This is a genomic window from Undibacterium sp. KW1, from assembly GCF_009937955.1.
Lineage (GTDB): Bacteria > Pseudomonadota > Gammaproteobacteria > Burkholderiales > Burkholderiaceae_D > Undibacterium.
Map to the genome: position 1 here is coordinate 1,677,506 of NZ_AP018439.1, position 18,397 is coordinate 1,695,902.

Annotated in this window: 12 protein-coding genes; 4 read left to right on the forward strand and 8 right to left on the reverse strand. The window is 50.1% G+C overall.

Annotated features, from left to right (window positions below; genetic code table 11):
* Positions 1 to 109 precede the first annotated feature (109 nt).
* The 3 genes from sppA to UNDKW_RS07390 form a co-directional block, all read right to left on the reverse strand.
* On the reverse strand, positions 110 to 1,966 hold the full coding sequence (sppA, locus tag UNDKW_RS07380; RefSeq protein WP_162058169.1) for a signal peptide peptidase SppA: 1,857 nt from the start codon (positions 1,964 to 1,966) through the stop codon (positions 110 to 112).
* A gap of 30 nt (positions 1,967 to 1,996) precedes the next feature.
* Positions 1,997 to 3,010, reverse strand: a complete 1,014-nt coding sequence (locus tag UNDKW_RS07385) for a S1/P1 nuclease (RefSeq protein WP_162058170.1) — start codon at positions 3,008 to 3,010, stop codon at positions 1,997 to 1,999.
* Positions 3,011 to 3,364: 354 nt separating this feature from the next.
* Positions 3,365 to 4,111, reverse strand: coding sequence for a hypothetical protein (locus tag UNDKW_RS07390; protein ID WP_162058171.1), 747 nt, complete (start codon positions 4,109 to 4,111; stop codon positions 3,365 to 3,367).
* Positions 4,112 to 4,328: 217 nt separating this feature from the next.
* Between UNDKW_RS07390 and UNDKW_RS07395 the strand changes: the two genes are divergently transcribed.
* The 4 genes from UNDKW_RS07395 (at position 4,329) to UNDKW_RS07410 (ending at position 8,447) form a co-directional block, all read left to right on the forward strand.
* A complete protein-coding gene (locus tag UNDKW_RS07395) occupies positions 4,329 to 6,005 on the forward strand; it encodes a peptide chain release factor 3 (protein ID WP_174247573.1) in 1,677 nt (558 codons plus the stop codon).
* Positions 6,006 to 6,294: 289 nt separating this feature from the next.
* Positions 6,295 to 6,609: a hypothetical protein gene (locus tag UNDKW_RS07400; protein WP_162040455.1), complete on the forward strand. Its 315-nt coding sequence runs from the start codon at positions 6,295 to 6,297 to the stop codon at positions 6,607 to 6,609.
* 229 nt (positions 6,610 to 6,838) lie between these two features.
* Positions 6,839 to 7,645, forward strand: coding sequence for a transporter substrate-binding domain-containing protein (locus tag UNDKW_RS07405; protein ID WP_162058173.1), 807 nt, complete (start codon positions 6,839 to 6,841; stop codon positions 7,643 to 7,645).
* 142 nt (positions 7,646 to 7,787) lie between these two features.
* Positions 7,788 to 8,447, forward strand: coding sequence for an amino acid ABC transporter permease (locus UNDKW_RS07410; protein WP_162058174.1), 660 nt, complete (start codon positions 7,788 to 7,790; stop codon positions 8,445 to 8,447).
* A gap of 25 nt (positions 8,448 to 8,472) precedes the next feature.
* On the opposite strand, the gene UNDKW_RS07415 is transcribed toward UNDKW_RS07410, so the two are convergent.
* The 5 genes from UNDKW_RS07415 to UNDKW_RS07435 form a co-directional block, all read right to left on the reverse strand.
* Entirely contained in the window at positions 8,473 to 9,930 is a 1,458-nt protein-coding gene (locus UNDKW_RS07415; RefSeq protein ID WP_162058175.1) for a M48 family metallopeptidase, read from the reverse strand.
* 7 nt (positions 9,931 to 9,937) lie between these two features.
* Positions 9,938 to 12,046 carry a lipopolysaccharide assembly protein LapB gene (locus tag UNDKW_RS07420; protein ID WP_162058176.1) on the reverse strand — a complete coding sequence of 703 codons (2,109 nt, stop codon included), beginning with the start codon at positions 12,044 to 12,046 and terminating at the stop codon, positions 9,938 to 9,940.
* Between the two features lie 69 nt (positions 12,047 to 12,115).
* Positions 12,116 to 12,853, reverse strand: a complete 738-nt coding sequence (locus tag UNDKW_RS07425) for a YoaK family protein (RefSeq protein WP_162058177.1) — start codon at positions 12,851 to 12,853, stop codon at positions 12,116 to 12,118.
* Positions 12,854 to 12,991: 138 nt separating this feature from the next.
* Positions 12,992 to 14,506: a tryptophan halogenase family protein gene (locus UNDKW_RS07430; protein ID WP_162058178.1), complete on the reverse strand. Its 1,515-nt coding sequence runs from the start codon at positions 14,504 to 14,506 to the stop codon at positions 12,992 to 12,994.
* Positions 14,507 to 14,667: 161 nt separating this feature from the next.
* Positions 14,668 to 17,424 (reverse strand): TonB-dependent receptor, encoded by a 2,757-nt coding sequence (locus UNDKW_RS07435; RefSeq protein ID WP_162058179.1) that lies wholly within the window; start codon positions 17,422 to 17,424, stop codon positions 14,668 to 14,670.
* Positions 17,425 to 18,397 lie beyond the last annotated feature (973 nt).

Here is an 18,397-nt window from a genome sequence, read left to right on the forward strand (position 1 = left end):
ATGCCATCAGTTTGAGATGACATTTGTCATGTCGGGTCTGCTTTGATTTGCCTGACAGGCAAAAAAAATCCCGCAAGCTTGCGGGATTTTTACTGCAAAAACAATCAATTTACGGTGCAGTACACAGGCAATGTGTCAATGCAGTGAAGCCTTTGCCTTCTTTATTGACTTCTGCCAGCCAGCTCAGGTCATTCAGCACCTGGCTTGCAGCCGCTGGTGGCAAACCTGTAGGCACGGCAGCAAGCTTGAAGTTGTCTTGCAACACCTTGGCTATCTTGGCGTCAAAAATACTCAGCAGGCGGTCTATCTTGGAAGGCTCACGTTCTATATAGCTGATGCGATAGTCCGCCCCCAGTTTGGCACGGGTGGATGCCGATTTCAGTGCATCACCAAAACTACCTATGGTATCGACCAGGCCTCTTTCCTTGGCTTGTATACCAGTCCAGACGCGGCCCTGGGCAACTTCATTGATTTTCTCTGGCGTGGTCTTACGTGCTGCTGCCGCCTTGGAGGTGAACTCAGCATAAGTGTGATCTATGCTGGCCTGTAAGACTTGGGCAAAACGTGCGTTGAATGGACGCAGGGGATTGAATGGATCGGCAAGCCAGGTGGTTGGTGAGCCAGCAGTGTGTACCCCTAGTTTGTCAGCCGCCTTGTCAGCAGATGGCAAAATCGCGATAACACCGATGGAACCGGTAATCGTGGCTTCATCTGCAATCACTTCGTCAGCTGCCATCGAAATCCAGTAGCCGCCGGATGCCGCAACGTCGCCCATGGAGACTACGACGGGTTTGCCAGCCTTGCGTGTCAGTTCCAGTTCGCGGCGTATCAGTTCAGAACCAAAGGCACTGCCGCCGGGAGAATCTACCCGCAGCACAAGGGCTTTGATGCTGTCATCTTCCCTGGCTTTACGTATCATTTGTGACGTCGATAAACCACCGATGGAACCTGGCGGCGCGCTTCCTTCGCTGATTTCACCAGCAGCGACAATGACACCGACGGCATCACCAAATGCCTTGGTCTTGACCCTGGCCAGGTAATCGTCAAAAGAAATTTGACGGAAGGTTTTGATCTGTTCGTCCCTGACACCGCGCTTGAGCATCAGTTCACGCAATTCATCGCGGGTTTTCAAACCATCAACGAGCTTGGTATTGATCGCCAGTTTGGCGAGGTCGCCACCAGCATTGGTCAGCAATTTACCGAGGTCATTGATGCCGCGCATGATGTCGCCTGCTGGCAGTTTGCGGGCTTTTTCTACGTCGGTGGTATAGGTTTTCCACAGGCCATTGTATAAAAAAGCCTCGGCTTCTGCCGCTTCTTTGGATGGGCCGTTGGCGACATAAGGTTCACCAAAGCTCTTGAAGTTACCAGCCTTGAGCACATTCACCGTGACACCCACTTTGTCGAGCACATCGCGATAATAATTGCGGTATTTGCCAAAGCCGGTAATCATCACAGTACCCATAGGGTGCAAATAGACTTCATTCGCATGAGAGGCCAGGTAGTACTGGCGCTGGTCAAAGCTGGAACCCCAGGCAACGACAGTTTTGCCACTGGCCTTGAAGCGGTCAATCGCAGTTGCCACTTCGCGAAGGGTGGCAAGACCCGCTCCACCCATTTCATCCAGCAGCAAGACTGCGCTGCTGATTTGCGGGTCCCTGGCTGCCTGATCCAGCACAGCCAGTACATCGCGCAATTGCGTGGTTCTCTTGGTGTCGCCCCTGGCTTCCGCCAGCAGTGCTTCACGTGGGCTGCTGTCATGTTGTTCGACCAGCGTGCCTTTCAGATTCAGCACCAGGGCAGTTTTGCTTTCTATTTTTTTTACCCCGCTACTGAGAATGTTAACGATGATCATGATCAGGATAGCCAGGATCAGCAGGTTGAAAAATACCCTGCGGCTGAAATCCAGCGCATTCCAGAGATATTTGAATCCTTTTCCTGCCCAGCGTAGCGGAGTGAAAGCCATAAAAATTTCCTAATGAGACGTAAGACTGAATTATTCAGGCCAGATGGTTTTTAACAACTGGGCCAGATGGGCACCGGCACGGGCCAGCGCATCTTCCTTCATGTTCAGCATGGTTTTTTCATATTCGAGCGGTAAAGCGATAGACCAGTTATTTCCTCTTTGGTTCGGTGTGCTTTTACTGAATTGTGTGCCTGCAAATAATACCCTGGCATCACGGATGGCATCATTGGCCCACAAGACGGGCAATTCTTCGATAGCGCCATTAGTTGGTGCCACTGCTTTTGCCTTTTTGGTCAGCGCATCATTCATGCGGCCACGCTTGAATTGCTGTGGCAGGTCATCCCACATCGAATGCAGATTGCCACATGGGCATTGCAGCGCATTGCCGCCTACGGTATTGCTGCCACGGTCATACTGGCCTTCATCAGGATTGACGATCTTGCCGTCCGCATTCAGGAACACAGATCCTACATGCAGCGGTTGATGCAAGTCACCGACATAGTGGGTCAATAACATCAGGGCTTCCTGCTTGTCCTTGAAATTGAACGGGGCAGGCTGGGGTTTGCCTTGCAAGACCATGACCGCAGCACGGATCGCATACACAACGTCATGATCGCTGGTGCCAACATAGCCCAGTTTGTATTGATCATGCTGCAAAGCCACGTCGGCATAGTGATATTGCTTGTGGCAATTCTCTTCGTCAGAAGCCGGGTTGCAATTCGTGTTATTGCGTTTTACATAGTCGGCCATGGCGGCGATGCCGGCTGCCGTCTCGAAGGAGGCACATTCTGGATAACGGCCTGCAGAGGTATAGGCAAAATCCTTGTCCGGCGCGATGCCTTTGACGCAATCACCCCATACAGCAATTTTTTCCAGCGTGTTGTCACCCAGCAGGGCTTTGACCTGGGCTCCGGCCTTGCTGCCTGCCAGCAGGTTTTCGGCAACGGCACCGACCGTCTGGTGTCCATCAGCGCCCCAGGCAAAACCCAGTTGTGGCAAGCTGGCCAGCGCCAGCATGAAAGCGGATATCAGTAGCTTTTTCATAGAAATATCAGATAAGGAGTAATCAATACCAAAGATGGTAAGCTGCAAAGATGACGAGGATATAGCAAACTGATTAAATTGTGTGTAGAACTCATTTCATAAATAGGGTGAGATGCGTTTGCCTCATAACACGGTTTGGCAATGCGGATACGGCTGTTAATAGTGGCGCGACCGACAATAAATTTTATGCTGTCTGGTACGCGTTATGAGGCAAACCCTCCGGGAGCTGACGATTTGGGCGCATTGCTGCGTTGTGCCCTTTGCTAAGGCATGAGCCTTAGCTGCAGGTCACGCCTTGCACTGCATCCCAAATCGCCTTGTTCGCACTCACCCTATTTATGAAATGAGTTCTGATCAGAAGGCATATTGCAGGCGCATGCTGAAAACGCCGGCATGGTGGGCATTGAGCTTGCCCATAACATACGCTGCCTCATACCTGATGGTTTGTTTGCTGTCCGGTGCATTTCCCAGTCTGACATTGCCAGAAATCATGGGGCCGGCGCGGTGAGATTGCCGCGCCCTGGCGGACCAGTTGTCCCAGTCACCGAGTTCTCCAAAGCCCTGCAAACCAAATTCCAGCTCAGACCGCAGGCGGTATTTACTCTGCCACTGGTATTTCATCTGCATGCGGCTGGCGGGCGTGGTGCGGTAGGTTCTTTCCAGAAATACATTGGTATTTACCTGCACCCGGCCAAATTCAGTCTGCATGGCCGGGCCAAATTCAAAGTCCATGCCACGGCTGCTGTCGGTATTTTTGTTCAGGCTGGTATGCAGCGCCAGATCAACAGGATATTGTCCATGAGTCAGCAAGAAGTCGTTTTGCCAGGTCCAGGCGCTATTTGCCAGCGAGCTGGCGCCACGTTTTGCCCAACTGGCATAGATTTCGGTGTACCAGGTCTTGTTGGGCATATAGCTGATACCCAGTTCAGGTACGGTCGAGGTCGCCTGGTTTTCTGGAAATGAAGACCAGGATTTGAAATCGATGGTCTTTTCACCCTCATTTTCATAGATACTGACCAGATAATAACCAGAACCCGCCTGTGCTGACATGGGTATGGATGCGCATAGAGAAAATGTTGCTGCAAGAGCAAGTTTTTTCATGGTGAACTAAGTTATTGTAGATATCGTCATGTCCACATGATGGCATCGTCATGGGAAAGTGCAAGAAAATCTCTGGGGGAATTGTTATTTCCTTCATTTTTCTTGGAACAGGTGGCAAATTGCACAGGTGCTGACAGCGCTTGCATTCGACTTCGCTCACAATACCAGCTAAACTTGCGTGTTTTTCTTCCATTTTTGCGGTATCAGCATGAACACCATGAATACATCCCCAGACGATAACGCTGAATCCGGCCACGAGTTAGTCTCAGAGACGAGCACGGTCAGCGCGGCATCGAAAGACCTGATCAGCCGCGAAGTGGCACGCCGTCGCACATTCGGCATTATTTCCCATCCGGATGCGGGTAAAACCACGCTGACTGAAAAGCTGCTGATGTTCTCCGGCGCGATTCAACTGGCTGGCACGGTCAAGGCGCGCAAGAGCGGTCGCCATGCGACATCTGACTGGATGGAAATCGAAAAGCAGCGCGGCATTTCGGTTGCTTCATCGGTCATGCAGTTTGAATACCGCGACCACGTGGTCAACCTGCTTGACACCCCAGGCCACCAGGACTTTTCTGAAGATACCTACCGTGTATTGACTGCAGTCGATTCTGCCCTGATGGTGATTGATGCCGCCAAGGGTGTGGAAGAACAGACCATCAAACTGCTCAACGTTTGCCGCATGCGCAATACGCCCATTATCACCTTCGTCAACAAGATGGACCGCGAAACCCGCGACCCGCTGGAGTTGCTGGATGAACTGGAATCGGTGCTGAAGATACAGTGCGCCCCAGTGACATGGCCTATAGGCATGGGTAAGACTTTCCGCGGTGTGTATCACATCCTGAAAGACGAGATTTTGCTGTTCACTCCAGGTAGCGAACGTGCTGACCAGGAATTTGAAGTCATCAAGGGCATTGATAACCCACGCCTGGTCGAGATGTTCCCGCTGGAAATTGAACAACTTAAAATGGAAGTCGAACTGGTGCATGGCGCATCCCACCCATTCAGCCTGGAAGACTTTTTGGCAGGTGTGCAGACGCCGGTATTCTTTGGGTCAGCCATCAATAACTTTGGTGTGCGTGAAATTTTGAATGCCTTGCTGGACTGGGCGCCGGCACCGCGTGAACGTGATGCTACCGTGCGTGCGGTAGAGCCCAAGGAAGTGCCATTCTCTGGTTTCATCTTTAAAATCCAGGCGAATATGGACCCAGCCCACCGTGACCGTATTGCCTTCCTGCGCGTGTGCTCGGGCCGGTTTGAGCGTGGCATGAAGCTCAAGCATCTGCGCCTGAACCGTGACATCAAGGTATCGTCTGTTGTGACCTTCATGGCGTCTTCTCGCGAGCAGGTGGAAGAGGCTTATGCAGGCGATATCATAGGCTTGCCCAACCATGGCAATATGCAGATAGGTGATAGTTTCTCTGAAGGTGAGCTGCTGCAATTCACCGGCATCCCTTATTTCGCACCCGACTTTTTCCGTACAGCACGTATCCTGAACCCCCTGAAAATCAAGCAATTGCAAAAAGGCTTGCAACAATTGGGCGAAGAGGGTGCCGTGCAGGTATTCAAGCCAGTTGTCAGCAGTGACCTGGTGCTGGGTGCGGTGGGTGTCCTGCAGTTTGAAGTCGTTGCCAGCCGCCTTAAAAATGAATACGGTGTCGATGCCGTGTTTGAAGGCACCAGCATCAGCAGCGCCCGCTGGATCAGTTGCGATGACAAGAAAATGCTGGCTGATTTTGAACGCTCCAGCGCTGGTGGCAATATCGCCTATGATGCCGCGGGCAACATGGCTTATCTGGCGACATCGGGTGTAAATTTGAAGCTGACACAAGAACGTTGGCCTGGCGTAACTTTCCACGCTACACGTGAACATGCTGCAAAATTGAGCTGATTAAAAAGGACAGCGAAGCACAGCGAGCAAACTGGCGGCTGACAGAGCGAAAAGCTTCTGTCAGCCGCTTTGCTATTAAGGTCGAAAAATTTACTTGAACGCAGATTTTAATTTGCTAACATGTTGATTTAAGGTGCTTTTTTTACACGGCATCATGACATATAGCTGTCATACTAAAGGCGCAAGATAAAGTAACAGACTGGTGCAGTTCCTGATAATTGTAGAAATTTGCACAGGCAATTCAATTTCCTTCCCGGTTTTCTTTGCAACTTAGATGAGGAGCGTGATCATGGCATTATTTTTTATCGAAGCCGTCCGTTTTGATGACAGTGGACAGCGTATCGCCAAGGTGCGTTGGGGCAAGAGCAAAGGCGGACAAGTGATGCCACCAGCCACGGTGGATGACCCCCAGGAAGCGGATGTACAGGCTGTGCTGGACACCATCGCCAACGGTGATGAAGTCTTGCCCAAGTTCCAGAGTGAAAACGGCATCATACTGGGACCAAAAGTAGTCGGTATCCTGTATGAAGATGGCGCACATGGCCTGAGTACTGCCAGCAATGATGCCCCTGGGCATAATTTGAGTGACCTTCCTTCTTTCTGATGTCATCTGTACGCCATCGCCATGCGGTGGCGTTTTTGTTTGCTCAGGCTTTCCTGTTTTGCGCATATAGCTACCCCAGGTATATGCAAATAAGAAATACTTCGTTGTCCTTCGCCAGCCTGACTCCATATCATACACAGGTCGCCGGAGAATCTTTCCATCCGGCATGTGTGAATGTATATGTCTTCATTACAGTGTGATGAAAGGCAGTAACCCCCCAGGGAATATAATGAAAATTTCTGCAAAAAAAACAATCTCCACTTTGCTGGCTGGCGTTATTTTGGCCAGTGCTTCTTTGTCGGCAACTGCCGCTGATTTGCTCGATACCGTTAAATCACGCGGCACCTTAAAGATCGCATTGGAAGGTACTTACCCTCCTTTCAATTTTAAAGATACCAAAACCAATGAACTGGCTGGCTTTGACGTTGATGTTGCCAAATTACTGGCGGCTAAACTGGGTGTTAAACCAGAGTTCGTCACGTCTGAATGGAGCGGCATACTCGCAGGCTTGTCTGCCGGTAAATTTGATGTCATCGTCAATCAGGTCGGCATTACTGCCAAGCGTCAGGAGACTTTTGATTTTTCCGACCCATACACTGTCTCCAGTGCCCAGCTTATCGTCAAAAAAGATGAGAAACGCGAGTTCAAGAGCCTGGAAGACCTGAAAGGCAAAAAACTCGGTGTAGGGCAGGGTAGTAATTATGAAGAACGTGCCAAGGCTGTTGCAGGCGTTGAAGTTAAAAGCTACCCAGGTGCACCAGAGTACCTTCAAGATCTGGCTGCTGGCCGTGTTGATGCTGCGTTGAATGACAGCCTGATGGTTGCCTACCTCGTCAAGACCAGCAATCTGCCTATCAAGGCTGGCGCACCTATCGGTGAAGTTGCAAAAAATGGTATTCCCTTCCAAAAAGCCAACCCCAAGTTTGCGGCTGCTTTGAATGCTGCCCTGGCTGACATTATCAAAGACGGCAGCTTTGCCAAAGTATCCAATAAATGGTTTGGCAAGGATGTCAGCAAGGCGCCCGCTGCGCAATAAGCGACAAACAAGCTGAAATTAAGTCGGCAATACTATCTGATATGGATTGCCGGCTGCTTACGCATGTATGATTAAGTGGATGCGATCCATTTGATGTCAAATTATCCCCGTCACCACGGGGATATTTCTTTTTAAAGTCGCCATGGAAATTTTCGAATTGCTGCAAATGGCCGCACCGGTCATGTTGAAGGGGGTTGCCTATACCCTGTTGTTTGCCATTGGTGCCATGGTGGGTGGTTTGATACTGGGTTTCTTGCTGGCGGTTGCGCGGATATTGCCAAGCAAATTGATCAGCACGCCAGCTGCTGTCTATGTCAGCCTGATACGCGGCACACCCTTGCTGGTACAGATTTTCGTCATCTATTACGGCTTGCCTGGCATAGGTATAGAATTTTCAGCAACATCGGCAGGCATACTGGCACTGAGCCTGAACGCCGGTGCCTATCTGTCAGAAAGCATACGCGGCGCAATCGTTGGTGTCAGCCGCGGTCAGTGGTCGGCCAGTTCCAGCCTGGGCTTGAATTATGGGCAGACCCTGCGTTATATCGTCGTGCCACAAGCCATGCGTGTGGCAGTGCCGTCCATGAGCAATACTCTGATCAGCCTGATCAAGGATACTTCTCTGGTATCGGTCATTACCGTGACAGAGCTGATGCTGGCGACCAAGGAAGTCATCGCCACCAGCTTTCGGCCCTTGCCACTGTACATCGCCGCCGCTTGCGTTTATTGGGCGCTGAGCCTGTGTTTTGAAGTCGTACAAAGACGCCTGGAAAAACGTCTGCAAAAAGCCCATCAGGTTTGACACAGCACCGTACTGCACCGCTTGCCTAGGCGGGTTGTGTCGCCTCTTTTTGCAAGCCATTCAGATAAGCGACAGTGAGTTTTGATTGTAGCGCGGCCTGCAATAATTCTGATGGCATGAGCCTGGTCTCAGCACGCGTCATGGTCAGTGCCTGGCCAGGCAGCAGGCTGGCTTTATAGCCATAATGTGTGAGGCACGCGGCAATCCAGGACTCCATGATTTCGAGTACATAAAGACGCTTGCCCAACGGCGACAGGAAGCTGACACCTTCTGGCCTGAGTCTGTCCCATAAGCTGTTTGGATCAGTCGCCATCTTGACCAGTTCATTCAGGGGCAGGGCCTGCGGGTCCATCCAGCTACCGGCAAATCTTTGCTTATTCTGTTCCTGCAAAACTTCGGTAGCATATCTGTCCCAGTCACAATGTTGCAGGTTTTCTTTTTCAAACATGGCATACCAGGCATTCTCTGTTTCTACTTCTCCACCCAGTAAATGCAGGCACTGAGACAGGGGAGGGAAGCTGGGTTTGGCACCCGGTACAACGGCTGCCACCCTTTCTTCCAGACTAGGATGAGTATCAAATTCCGTGGTCGTGTGTGATTCTGCATAGTTGATCGCAGTTTGAATATCGGCTCGCTTTACGCCGGGTTTGCAGAAACGGCGGAAGCCCTCAAAGATAGGCATGCGCACACCACGATTCAAGGCGGGGCCAAGTTCATAATCGAGATAACTGGACCACATCGGTGAAATCAAATGTACTTTTTCCAGTGCACTGCGGGTGGCGACCGGGCCAAATTTTTTGGCAGCTAATGCATCTGCGGCAAATTCTTGTTCGCGTGATACAGCAGCAGATAATTTCAAAAACCATTTGCCATAAAACCGGAACAGGACATCCAGGAAAAACATGGAGTCGTCCAGATCTGTGACGGTATAAGCTATAGACGTGCGGGTGCGATATACCCAGGGGCCGAGTGACAGGTCGCCTGCAACAAAGTGACCGAATTCATGGGCAATGACTGAGCCCAGCTCTGCCTCCGAGAGCGTGCCCAGCAAAGGCAGGCCCAGACCAACCTCCAGCTCCTTGACCTTTCCCCGCCAGTTCTTTTTGCCACTGATAAAGGCAGATGCCACACCTATCAGGTGAATATTCACTGGTGCTTCTACCTTGAGTTCCTTGGCGATGCGCTCTACCAGCGCATACAAGGGTTCAGCGGTTTGGCGTGATAAAGGTTTAACGGTATCGCCGCTCTTTTTCTCCTTGCTGCGTGGCCGCAGCGAATACGCCAGTGTCAATGCCGCAATACCCGCAATGACACCAGAAAATTGCAAAGAGGAGCGGTGATTGATCTGGGTAATCGGCACCCAGGCCAATGCAATTAACAGCCCAAGGGCGAGTACCCAAAAGCCAACCCAGAGGGCGACAACCAATCCGGCGCGGCGCGTCAGATTGGTCTTTTGTGGTTTGCGTTGATGATCTGTTTTCATAATGGACTCAGCTTTGCCATTGCTTGATTGCGGTAGTGACTATGCCTTGCAGTACATCTGTCTTTACTGCCAGTTTCCTCAAGTTTTGCCGTTCCTGGGCTGACAGTTGCGGATTACGTGAGCGAATAAAATAAGCGGCTGCCAGTACATCAGTTTCAAAATCCATCTCATCCAGATTGACCTGTTCTCCTCGCACATATTGCTCAAATGCGGACAAGTCGGCTTTGCGCATGTGCATCATCTGCTGCAACTTGTCTTTGATGATTTTGTCATTGACACGGCTGGCTTCACCATATAGCAGCGCCAGTTGATCAGCTCCCAGATGCTGGCGTACCTGTGTCGTGTTGATATGTTTTACCAAATCCAGTGTTTGCTCTGGTGAACTGCGCAAGCTTAGTGCAAGCTTGACCATGGGCAGGTCACGATGCTCGGTCTTGTTCGGTGGCAGGCCAGCTTTGGCGCGATAAATATCCAGGATATTGTCATTGTCGTCGTCCGGCATGCTGCGCAAATATTTTTCGGGATCACCAATTCCCTGTTGCCGGGCGATTTCATTGAATTCGACGGCGAGCATGGCTCTTTCCAGACCCTTGCTGTTATTGATTGCCGCATCCAGTAATTTCAGGGCATCAGCTGGGCGTTGTTGCGTCAGCAGCAGCCTGATTTCTGTATCCAATAAATAACTGGCATTTTCTGGCGACAGCTTATGCAGTTGCTGCAAATCCTGGGCGGCACCACGGTTGTCGCCGTGAACAAATTTACGCCAGGTCAGGCTGCGCAGGATATTGGCATCTTGCGGGAATTTTTTCGCCAGGTTTTTCATTGCCAGCAAGCCTTCATTACCGCTCAATAGCGAGGCATACAAGTATTGCTCTGACGAAGAGTCAGCAGCCTGACTGGCGCGTTGGGCATATTCCTTGAGCATCATGTCATGCTCACCGATATCATCACGCAAATCCTGGATGCCGCGCTCCAGCAATACATTGTCCGGGTGTATTTTCAAGACCTTGCGGCTCAGGCGCAGCGCTTCTGCACGCGAGATGCCATTGGCGACAAACAGGGCAATGTCAGTAGTGCGCGTATCCCAGCCCTTGATGGCGGCATAGGCTTCCAGCGCGGGTAGCATGTCTTTTTCCTGGCCATGGCCAAATGCATAATTCAGGCAGGACATCACAGCGGGTGTGTCGGCCTGGTTGACGACCGTCAATTGCCTGGCACTGACACTGCTTTGGTGCTTGCTCATGCTCTTGGTTTGCGGCGGTTCTGTGAACAGGTACTCGACACCGGCAAATTCCAGCAGGCGCTTGCCGCAATACACGGTCTGGCTGCCAGCTTGCTCTGGAGAGGCTGGTTTGACTTTGCTATAAATGATGGTGTTTTCCACCAGCGGGGCAGCCCCGGCGATATTCCATACGTTATAGCGGTCAGTGCTTGCCAGCGTCTGATCATAGGTGTCGATGATGCCAGTCTTGTCGCTGCTGGCTTCGCCTTTTAATTGACCTACTGGCAAGGTCATGGTTGCACGTCCTTGTGCTGCCACGACCAGTGCCTGTTCCCCTATCTTCACTTTGACGGGTATGTCAAAACCATTCAGTATGGTCAGGTTCTGGGTGCTCGCCTCCTGATAACTTGCCGCCGCACCGGTCAGGACCATGATGACCATGGCCAGCGCCAGGCCACGTGTATATAACCAGCCCATGATGCCCAGGGGCGCACGGGCATAAATTTGCCATTGCCTGTCGCCAGTGCTACGCACTACATACGAACCCATGGGAACGAGTGGTATGCCAAACAGGATGACAAAAGCATGCAGGGCAATATGGCTGCCGTCAGTATCCCGCTCCGATTCACCGACAAAACTGAAGCCTACCGAGTTGATTGTTCCCAGCGAAGGCGTACCTTTCAGTGGCTTGGCAAACAGACGGCGTTCACTGGTCAGTTCCTTGAGTACATCCTTGTGCTGTGGAAGGCGACGGAACAGACGTGCCAGCACCAGAGAACGATAGACCTTGAATGGATCTCCAGATTCTATGGCCCGGCTTATTTTCGGGTCATCGCTAAAAGTGCGCAACTCTGGCACACGCTGGAATAAATTGGCTGGATCAGATATCGACATACAGGTTTATGAATAAGATAGCCAATAATAAATTGAAATAAGGATGTACAAACGATTACGTGAAAAGCATCAGGCTTTCCTGAAGCGTGGTGCCAGCGACAAAACCACCAGGGCAGTCGCGATAGGCAGGGTAGAAATAAAACCGAAATACTTGAATCCATACGCGCCAGTCAAAGCGCCGAAAAAAAACGAGAATACCAGCAAGCCATGCAAACGCAGTTTTTGCAAATTGGCGCCTACTTCGTTTTCATGACGAATCTCGCCTTTATTCCTGTTCCAATACATCATTTTTCCGAGCTCTATACCTATATCAGTGACCAGACCGGTGACATGGGTAGTGCGTATCTCGGCTTGTGAGATTTTAGTGATCAGCGCATTTTGCAGGCCCATCACATAACAGAGTAGGACCGTGGTGAACGAGACGGTAATCACAGCGTGTTCCTGCAATTCAGTACCAACCAGGCCAAATACCAAAAGCAACACTGCTTCCAGCAGCAAGACAGGGGTATAGATATAGCGAAAGTGGTTACGTTTGGCGTAATTCACCATGATAGCGGTGCATGCCGCACCCCAGGCAAAGGCAATCAGCATGAACAGTGCGGCAAATGCAGGCAGTAATTTACCCAGGACCAGGTCATCGGCGGCAGAGGAAAGCATGCCTGTCATGTGGGAGGTATATTGACCTACTGCCAGAAAACCACCCGCGTTCAAAGCGCCAGCCACACATGCGAGACTTACTCCCAGGTGCAGGTTAGACCGGGGAGTACGCTTGGGTGAGGTCAGCTTAGCGAGATAATTGATGGGCATGCAGGAAACGATAGAATTTTTGCCAGTCTGAGCAGAGTTTAGCTGAAAAACTGGCAAAAATGCACGTCCGCCTGCATTTGCTTGCTTTGAACATGCTGTTTGCTACATGCTCACTTCTCTATTTCCGTGACAGGCAACTCACATCGCAGGCTTTTGTTTAGCCAAAAAACTGCGGTGATCCTGAAAATTCAGGGCGCAACGCTGGATAAAGTCACCGAGTGGGTATTGTTGGTGCTGTTCACCAGCAGTTGTTTTCTTTTCTGCGTCGGGGAATATGCCCATGCCCGCCAGCAAAGCGTACCAAGAGGCTATCGGGTAATACTTCTCGATATTCTGACGGCGTATTTCATCGCCCAGATCACGGCCTTCCAGCCAGGTCGAAAAGATGTGCTTGAGCGAATCAGGTATTCTGTGCAGGTTGGCCGCGTTGGCCTTCCAGTATTCTGTATCTGTCCGGGTATTGGTTTTGTAATGGGCGATGATGTAATTCCTGTGTCCGTCAAAATAATCATTGATTTCCTGGTTATAGACTTGTTGAGCCTGTTTGCTCAAATCACCTTTTTCCAGGAACAGGCAAAAGATCGCAGCGGTCATTTGCGTCAGGTAAAGTGCTGTGGCTTCCAGCGGTTCGAGGAAACCCTGTGACAGCCCGACAGCCAGACAATTCTTGTTCCAGTGTTTCTCCACACGGCCGAGTTTCATCTTCAGATGACGTGCTGGCGTGTCGGAATCAAGCATGCCAATTTTTTCGCGCAATTCTGTCTCTGCCTGATCTGCCGTCGTAAAAGCTGAGCTATATACATAGCCATTGCCATAACGGTTTTGCAGCGGAATCTTCCAGGCCCAGCCATGCTTCATGGCAGTGGATACGGTCAACGTGGGAATCTTGTCGCCTATGTCGGTGGGCATGGCTATCGCCGAATCATTGAGCAGATTGTCTGCGTAGCTGACAAAAGGTGTTTTCAGTGCCTTGTCTATCAGTAGAGCAGAGAAACCTGAACAGTCAACAAAGAAATCCGCTGGCAGTTCACTGCCATCTGCCAGACTGACGGCGGCGATATTCCCTTTTTCATCCATGCGGGCGTGATCGATATGCGCCTTGATATGCTCTATGCCTGTCTGCAAGGCTTTCTTGCGCAGGAATTTGCCAAGCAGCATGGCATCGAAATGGTAGCCATAAGTCGTAAAGAAAGGAAAGTTATGATCTGCGATAGGCGCGAGACAACTGTCAGCCAGTTGGGCCGAAAGAAAAAATTTGTTCGGCAAGACACAGACATCTGCCCCTTGCAAGCGCGCTTTAACGTTGTCGATAAAGGGCGGCATGGTCAGATTATCGACCATGGTCACAAACGGGTGGAAATAACTCGCATGACCGGGCTTGCTTGACCAGCCATCAAAGGCAATACCGCTTTTGTAGGTGGCATTGCATTCAGGCATCCATTCGGTTTCATGTATCTCCAGGGTGTCGAAGAAACGCTTCATGACTGGTGTTGATCCTTCGCCAACACCAATGACGCCAACGGTTTCTGATTCTATGACGGAAACCTGTATGCCCTTGTCCTTGACGGAATGCGCAATCAGCAATGCTGCCATCCAACCGGCAGAACCGCCGCCGACGACCTGGATTTTTTTGATGGAGTCTTGTGTAGTCATATCGTTTGCCGTAAAGATGACAGTATCAGAAGAATATCTGACAACAGGGTTGCAAATGCAAAAAAAGTGATGGGGCAGGCATGCACCATCACTTATGAAGCGGGGAAGCAGAACAACGAATCAACTTCCCTGCATTTACCGCTATAGAATTACAAAGCTGCTTACATCTTCGCGTGCAAAGTCAGGAAGATTTGACGGCCATTTTTGTACAGGGATGCTGGCAAATCTGCTGCGCCTGGTGTTTTCCATACAGAGCTGACCAATGGATTGTTGAGGTCCTTGCCATCCAGAGAGATGGAGAAGCTGTCATTGATCTGATAAGCCAGTGTTGCAGACAAAGTACCGATATCATTCTGGTAAGCAGCACTGTTACGGCTGGTACCATTCAGGAAGCCGGAACGATAGCTGTATGTCAGACGTGCGCTGAACTTGCCATCCTCATAGAATGCACCGATGTTGTATGCATTCTTGGAAGTACCGATCAGAGTACAGTCAGGAGCCAGCAAATCACCGCACTTGGAACCAGGAGCTGCACCTGTTTCTTTACCCAGTGTGTAAGTGTAGTTGGCGTTGATACCAAAACCTGCTGGCAATGCCTGGATGTAAGCCAGTTCCAGACCCTTGACTTCAGCCTGGGTATTGATAGGAGTACTCATTGCATACACAGTGTTTTTCTTCTGGATCTGGTTGTAGAAGGTACCTGTGCTTGAGCCATAAGTAACATAGCCATCCAGAGCAGAGTAGAACAGGTCAGCAGACACCATGGACTTAGGTGCGAAATACCATTCCACGCCCAGGTCTACCGTATTGGCACGGATAGGTTTCAGGTTAGGGTTACCACCGTTACCTGTACCTTGAACGTCACGCAGATCCAGACCAGCCATTTGACCCAGTTCAGGTCGAGCCATTGTGCGGGAAACACTGAAACGGGCAACCATGTCTTTGTTCAGATCCATGCGGAAGTTTGCACTTGGCAGGAAATCGACATAATTGTTGTTATAGGTACGTGGCTCAAAATTGCCGGAAGCACCGATCTCATTACGTGTGACTTGCTCGCTGGTGCGGGCAACACGCAAACCGAAATTACCGCTGATGCCTTCTCCTGCAAAATCAGCCATCACATACGCAGATTGTGTTGGTTCTTTAATGGAGAATTCATTTTGCAGTAAGTGGCCAGTATAGTTGGTGTATTGTGCCAACCAGGCATTCACAGAAGCTTGAGAGAAAGTCCAGTAACCTGCACCATTGGCACCCAGATCATTGAAAATGGCTGGGAAAGCTGTCAAACCAGACATAGGCAAGTTAGCTGCATTGCTCAAACCTGGCAGGGCATTGTTACCGATAGACGTCAGATCACGCTTGTGTTCGGCAGCACGGAAACCAAAACGCACAGTAGGTATGCTGGCGAGATTGGTTTTGAACGTGCCGTCGATTTGTGCGTAGTCTTCCTTGTCATTGGCCGTTACGTGTGAACCGTAAGTGTATGGTGCGCCAGGTGTGCCAGGTGCGCCATTGTTAAAGCCACCGATAGAGAACTTGTCAGCACCAGGTGTGACATAAATCACTGGCTTGTCAGAACCCTGAACTGTGTAGCTACCACCTGTCCATGGCATCCAGATACCCATCGCACCACTGATAGTGTTGCCCAGGCCTTTGGTTGTACCGATTTTACCGGCAAGTGTCAGTTGATCATTGACGCGGAAAGAGCCGTCGATGTTAAAGAACTGAGACTGGCTTTCTGCTACAGGACGGGAGAAAATTTCCTGAACAGAGCTGGACATGCCGCTGCAAGGTACGCAACCAGCAGGATTGCCAACGGACAATTGGGAAATAACGCCCTGGCTCAAAGTGCCACTGACAGCGCTGGTTGGGAAACCAGTTGTTGCCCAGGATGGTCCAACGAAACGGCCCAGGGATTGCATGAAGTTGTGATTGACGTTAGGTGCATCCAGATGAGACTGGAATGCAGTGATATCAATGTTCACATCTTTGGATGGTTTGAACTGGAAGTCAATCAAACCACCTTCACGGGTACGTTGCTGTTCAAACCAGGCAGTACCACCCAGATAGTTGGTGACTGCGCCAGAAGCTGGCGATGTTGCTGTGTTTGCTGTACCAGCACCTTTGATGGCGCTATCGATAGGACTGCCAACATCAACTTTATCCCACCAGATTTGATTCTCTTGGCCAGCGCGGCTCAGAGTACGTTTTTGGTGGAAAGCCTGCACCAGAATACCCATGGTAGATGCATCATTTTTCCAGGCAATCAGACCGCTCAACTGAGGATCAGATTTGCCGGAGTTGGCAGAGTTGACCAGACCGATACTTGCCTGTGCATTGAATTGCTTTTTGAAATCCAGTGGCTTGCGTGTTTCGATATCGACTACACCTTCAGCACCGCCATCAAGCAGGTTGGCTTGAGAGCCTTTATGTACAGTTACGCGGCCTATCAGTTCGGATGGGAACAAAGAGAAGCTGACGCTACGGCCACCGCCAACGATATTGTCGGCAAACCAGTCACCGCTTGATACTGAGTGACCATTAAGTGTCGTCAGTGTCAGGCCAAATGGTGTGCCGCGCAAGGCAACGCGATCGTTCTCACCAAAGCTGCCTTCGCCGCCACCGGCTGCAGCAACGCTGACGCCAGGAACGCGTTGCAGAGAGTCAGCAACGTTTTTATCAGGCATCTTGCCGATGTCTTCTGCAGTGATGACTTCAACGAAATTATCAGCATTACGCTTTTGATTCAAAGATTGCTGCAGGGATGCGCGAATACCAGTTACAACCACTTCTTGAGGCGCTGCGGGCTTTGCGGCCTCTTGTGCTTGCGCCTGCATGGCAACGCTCATGATCAGTACCGCAACAGCGGACGCTACGGGCGTTAAATTGTTCCTCATTGGACTCATTTTATTTTGCATTTATTTCTCCTTCGGTTAAGACCTGTGAAAAGCTTTAGATCCGTGACAAAAAATTGCTTCCTCCCCATACCCTACACACTTGATGTTTTGTCAGTGAGTATTTTCGGTACAACCCGCTGCAGTAAAAGTCATTCTGAGTTAGCTACCACTCGAAACAACAACACCGGATGTGAAGCACTTTAGTGGTGACTAAACAGGTTGTCAATCGGTATCTAAGTGGTATCAATGCGATGTTTAAATGCTTGCTTCTTTGATATCTGCATTTAATCTATCTATTTGTTTTTATTGAATAAATTATTCTTTTTAAATTCGGAAGATGAGAAGTGGACTGATGTTTTATTCCCACATGTGGTCTTTAATTGTTCCTTTTTTAGTCAATAAAGTGGATTTGAAGTGGCTTTGAACTTGGTTTTTTAATTTTATTTACTTATGCCCTGAGTGCGGTATTGAGGGGTGTATTCTGCGCACGAAAAACATGATTGAAATTCCCTTGTCAGCGCTGACAGGTTGAGGCGCTGCCCCGATTATGTCGTGCTTGATGGCTTCATTTGTCGTTTGATGAGCTAAGACCAGTTGCAAAAATGTGTCATTGTTTTGAGATAATTTTTTGCTTGAACAAGCCTGATGATGCCTTCTGATTTGATCCTTTCAGGGCATCCTGAAAATGGTAAATTTAATTCCACATAGATACCTCTTGACAACCAGTTGTGAGGACACTACAGTGAGCCAGATTATAAAGACTGGCGCTTACTTAAGGCGTGTTCAAGGCTGTTCAGGGCAAGTTGTACGGGAGTGGTATTTTTGTATTTTCCTGCAAGGATAGAGTTCAGGGCATGCTTGCATCTGCAAAATCGCAGACACATGAATTGGCGCATCATTAATCCATGCACTGCGATGTGATACAAGCTGCTCCTGGTTCTGAATCTGCCTTTGCTGTCGTGTATGAGAGCTGGTTGGTGAAAATGTCTTCACA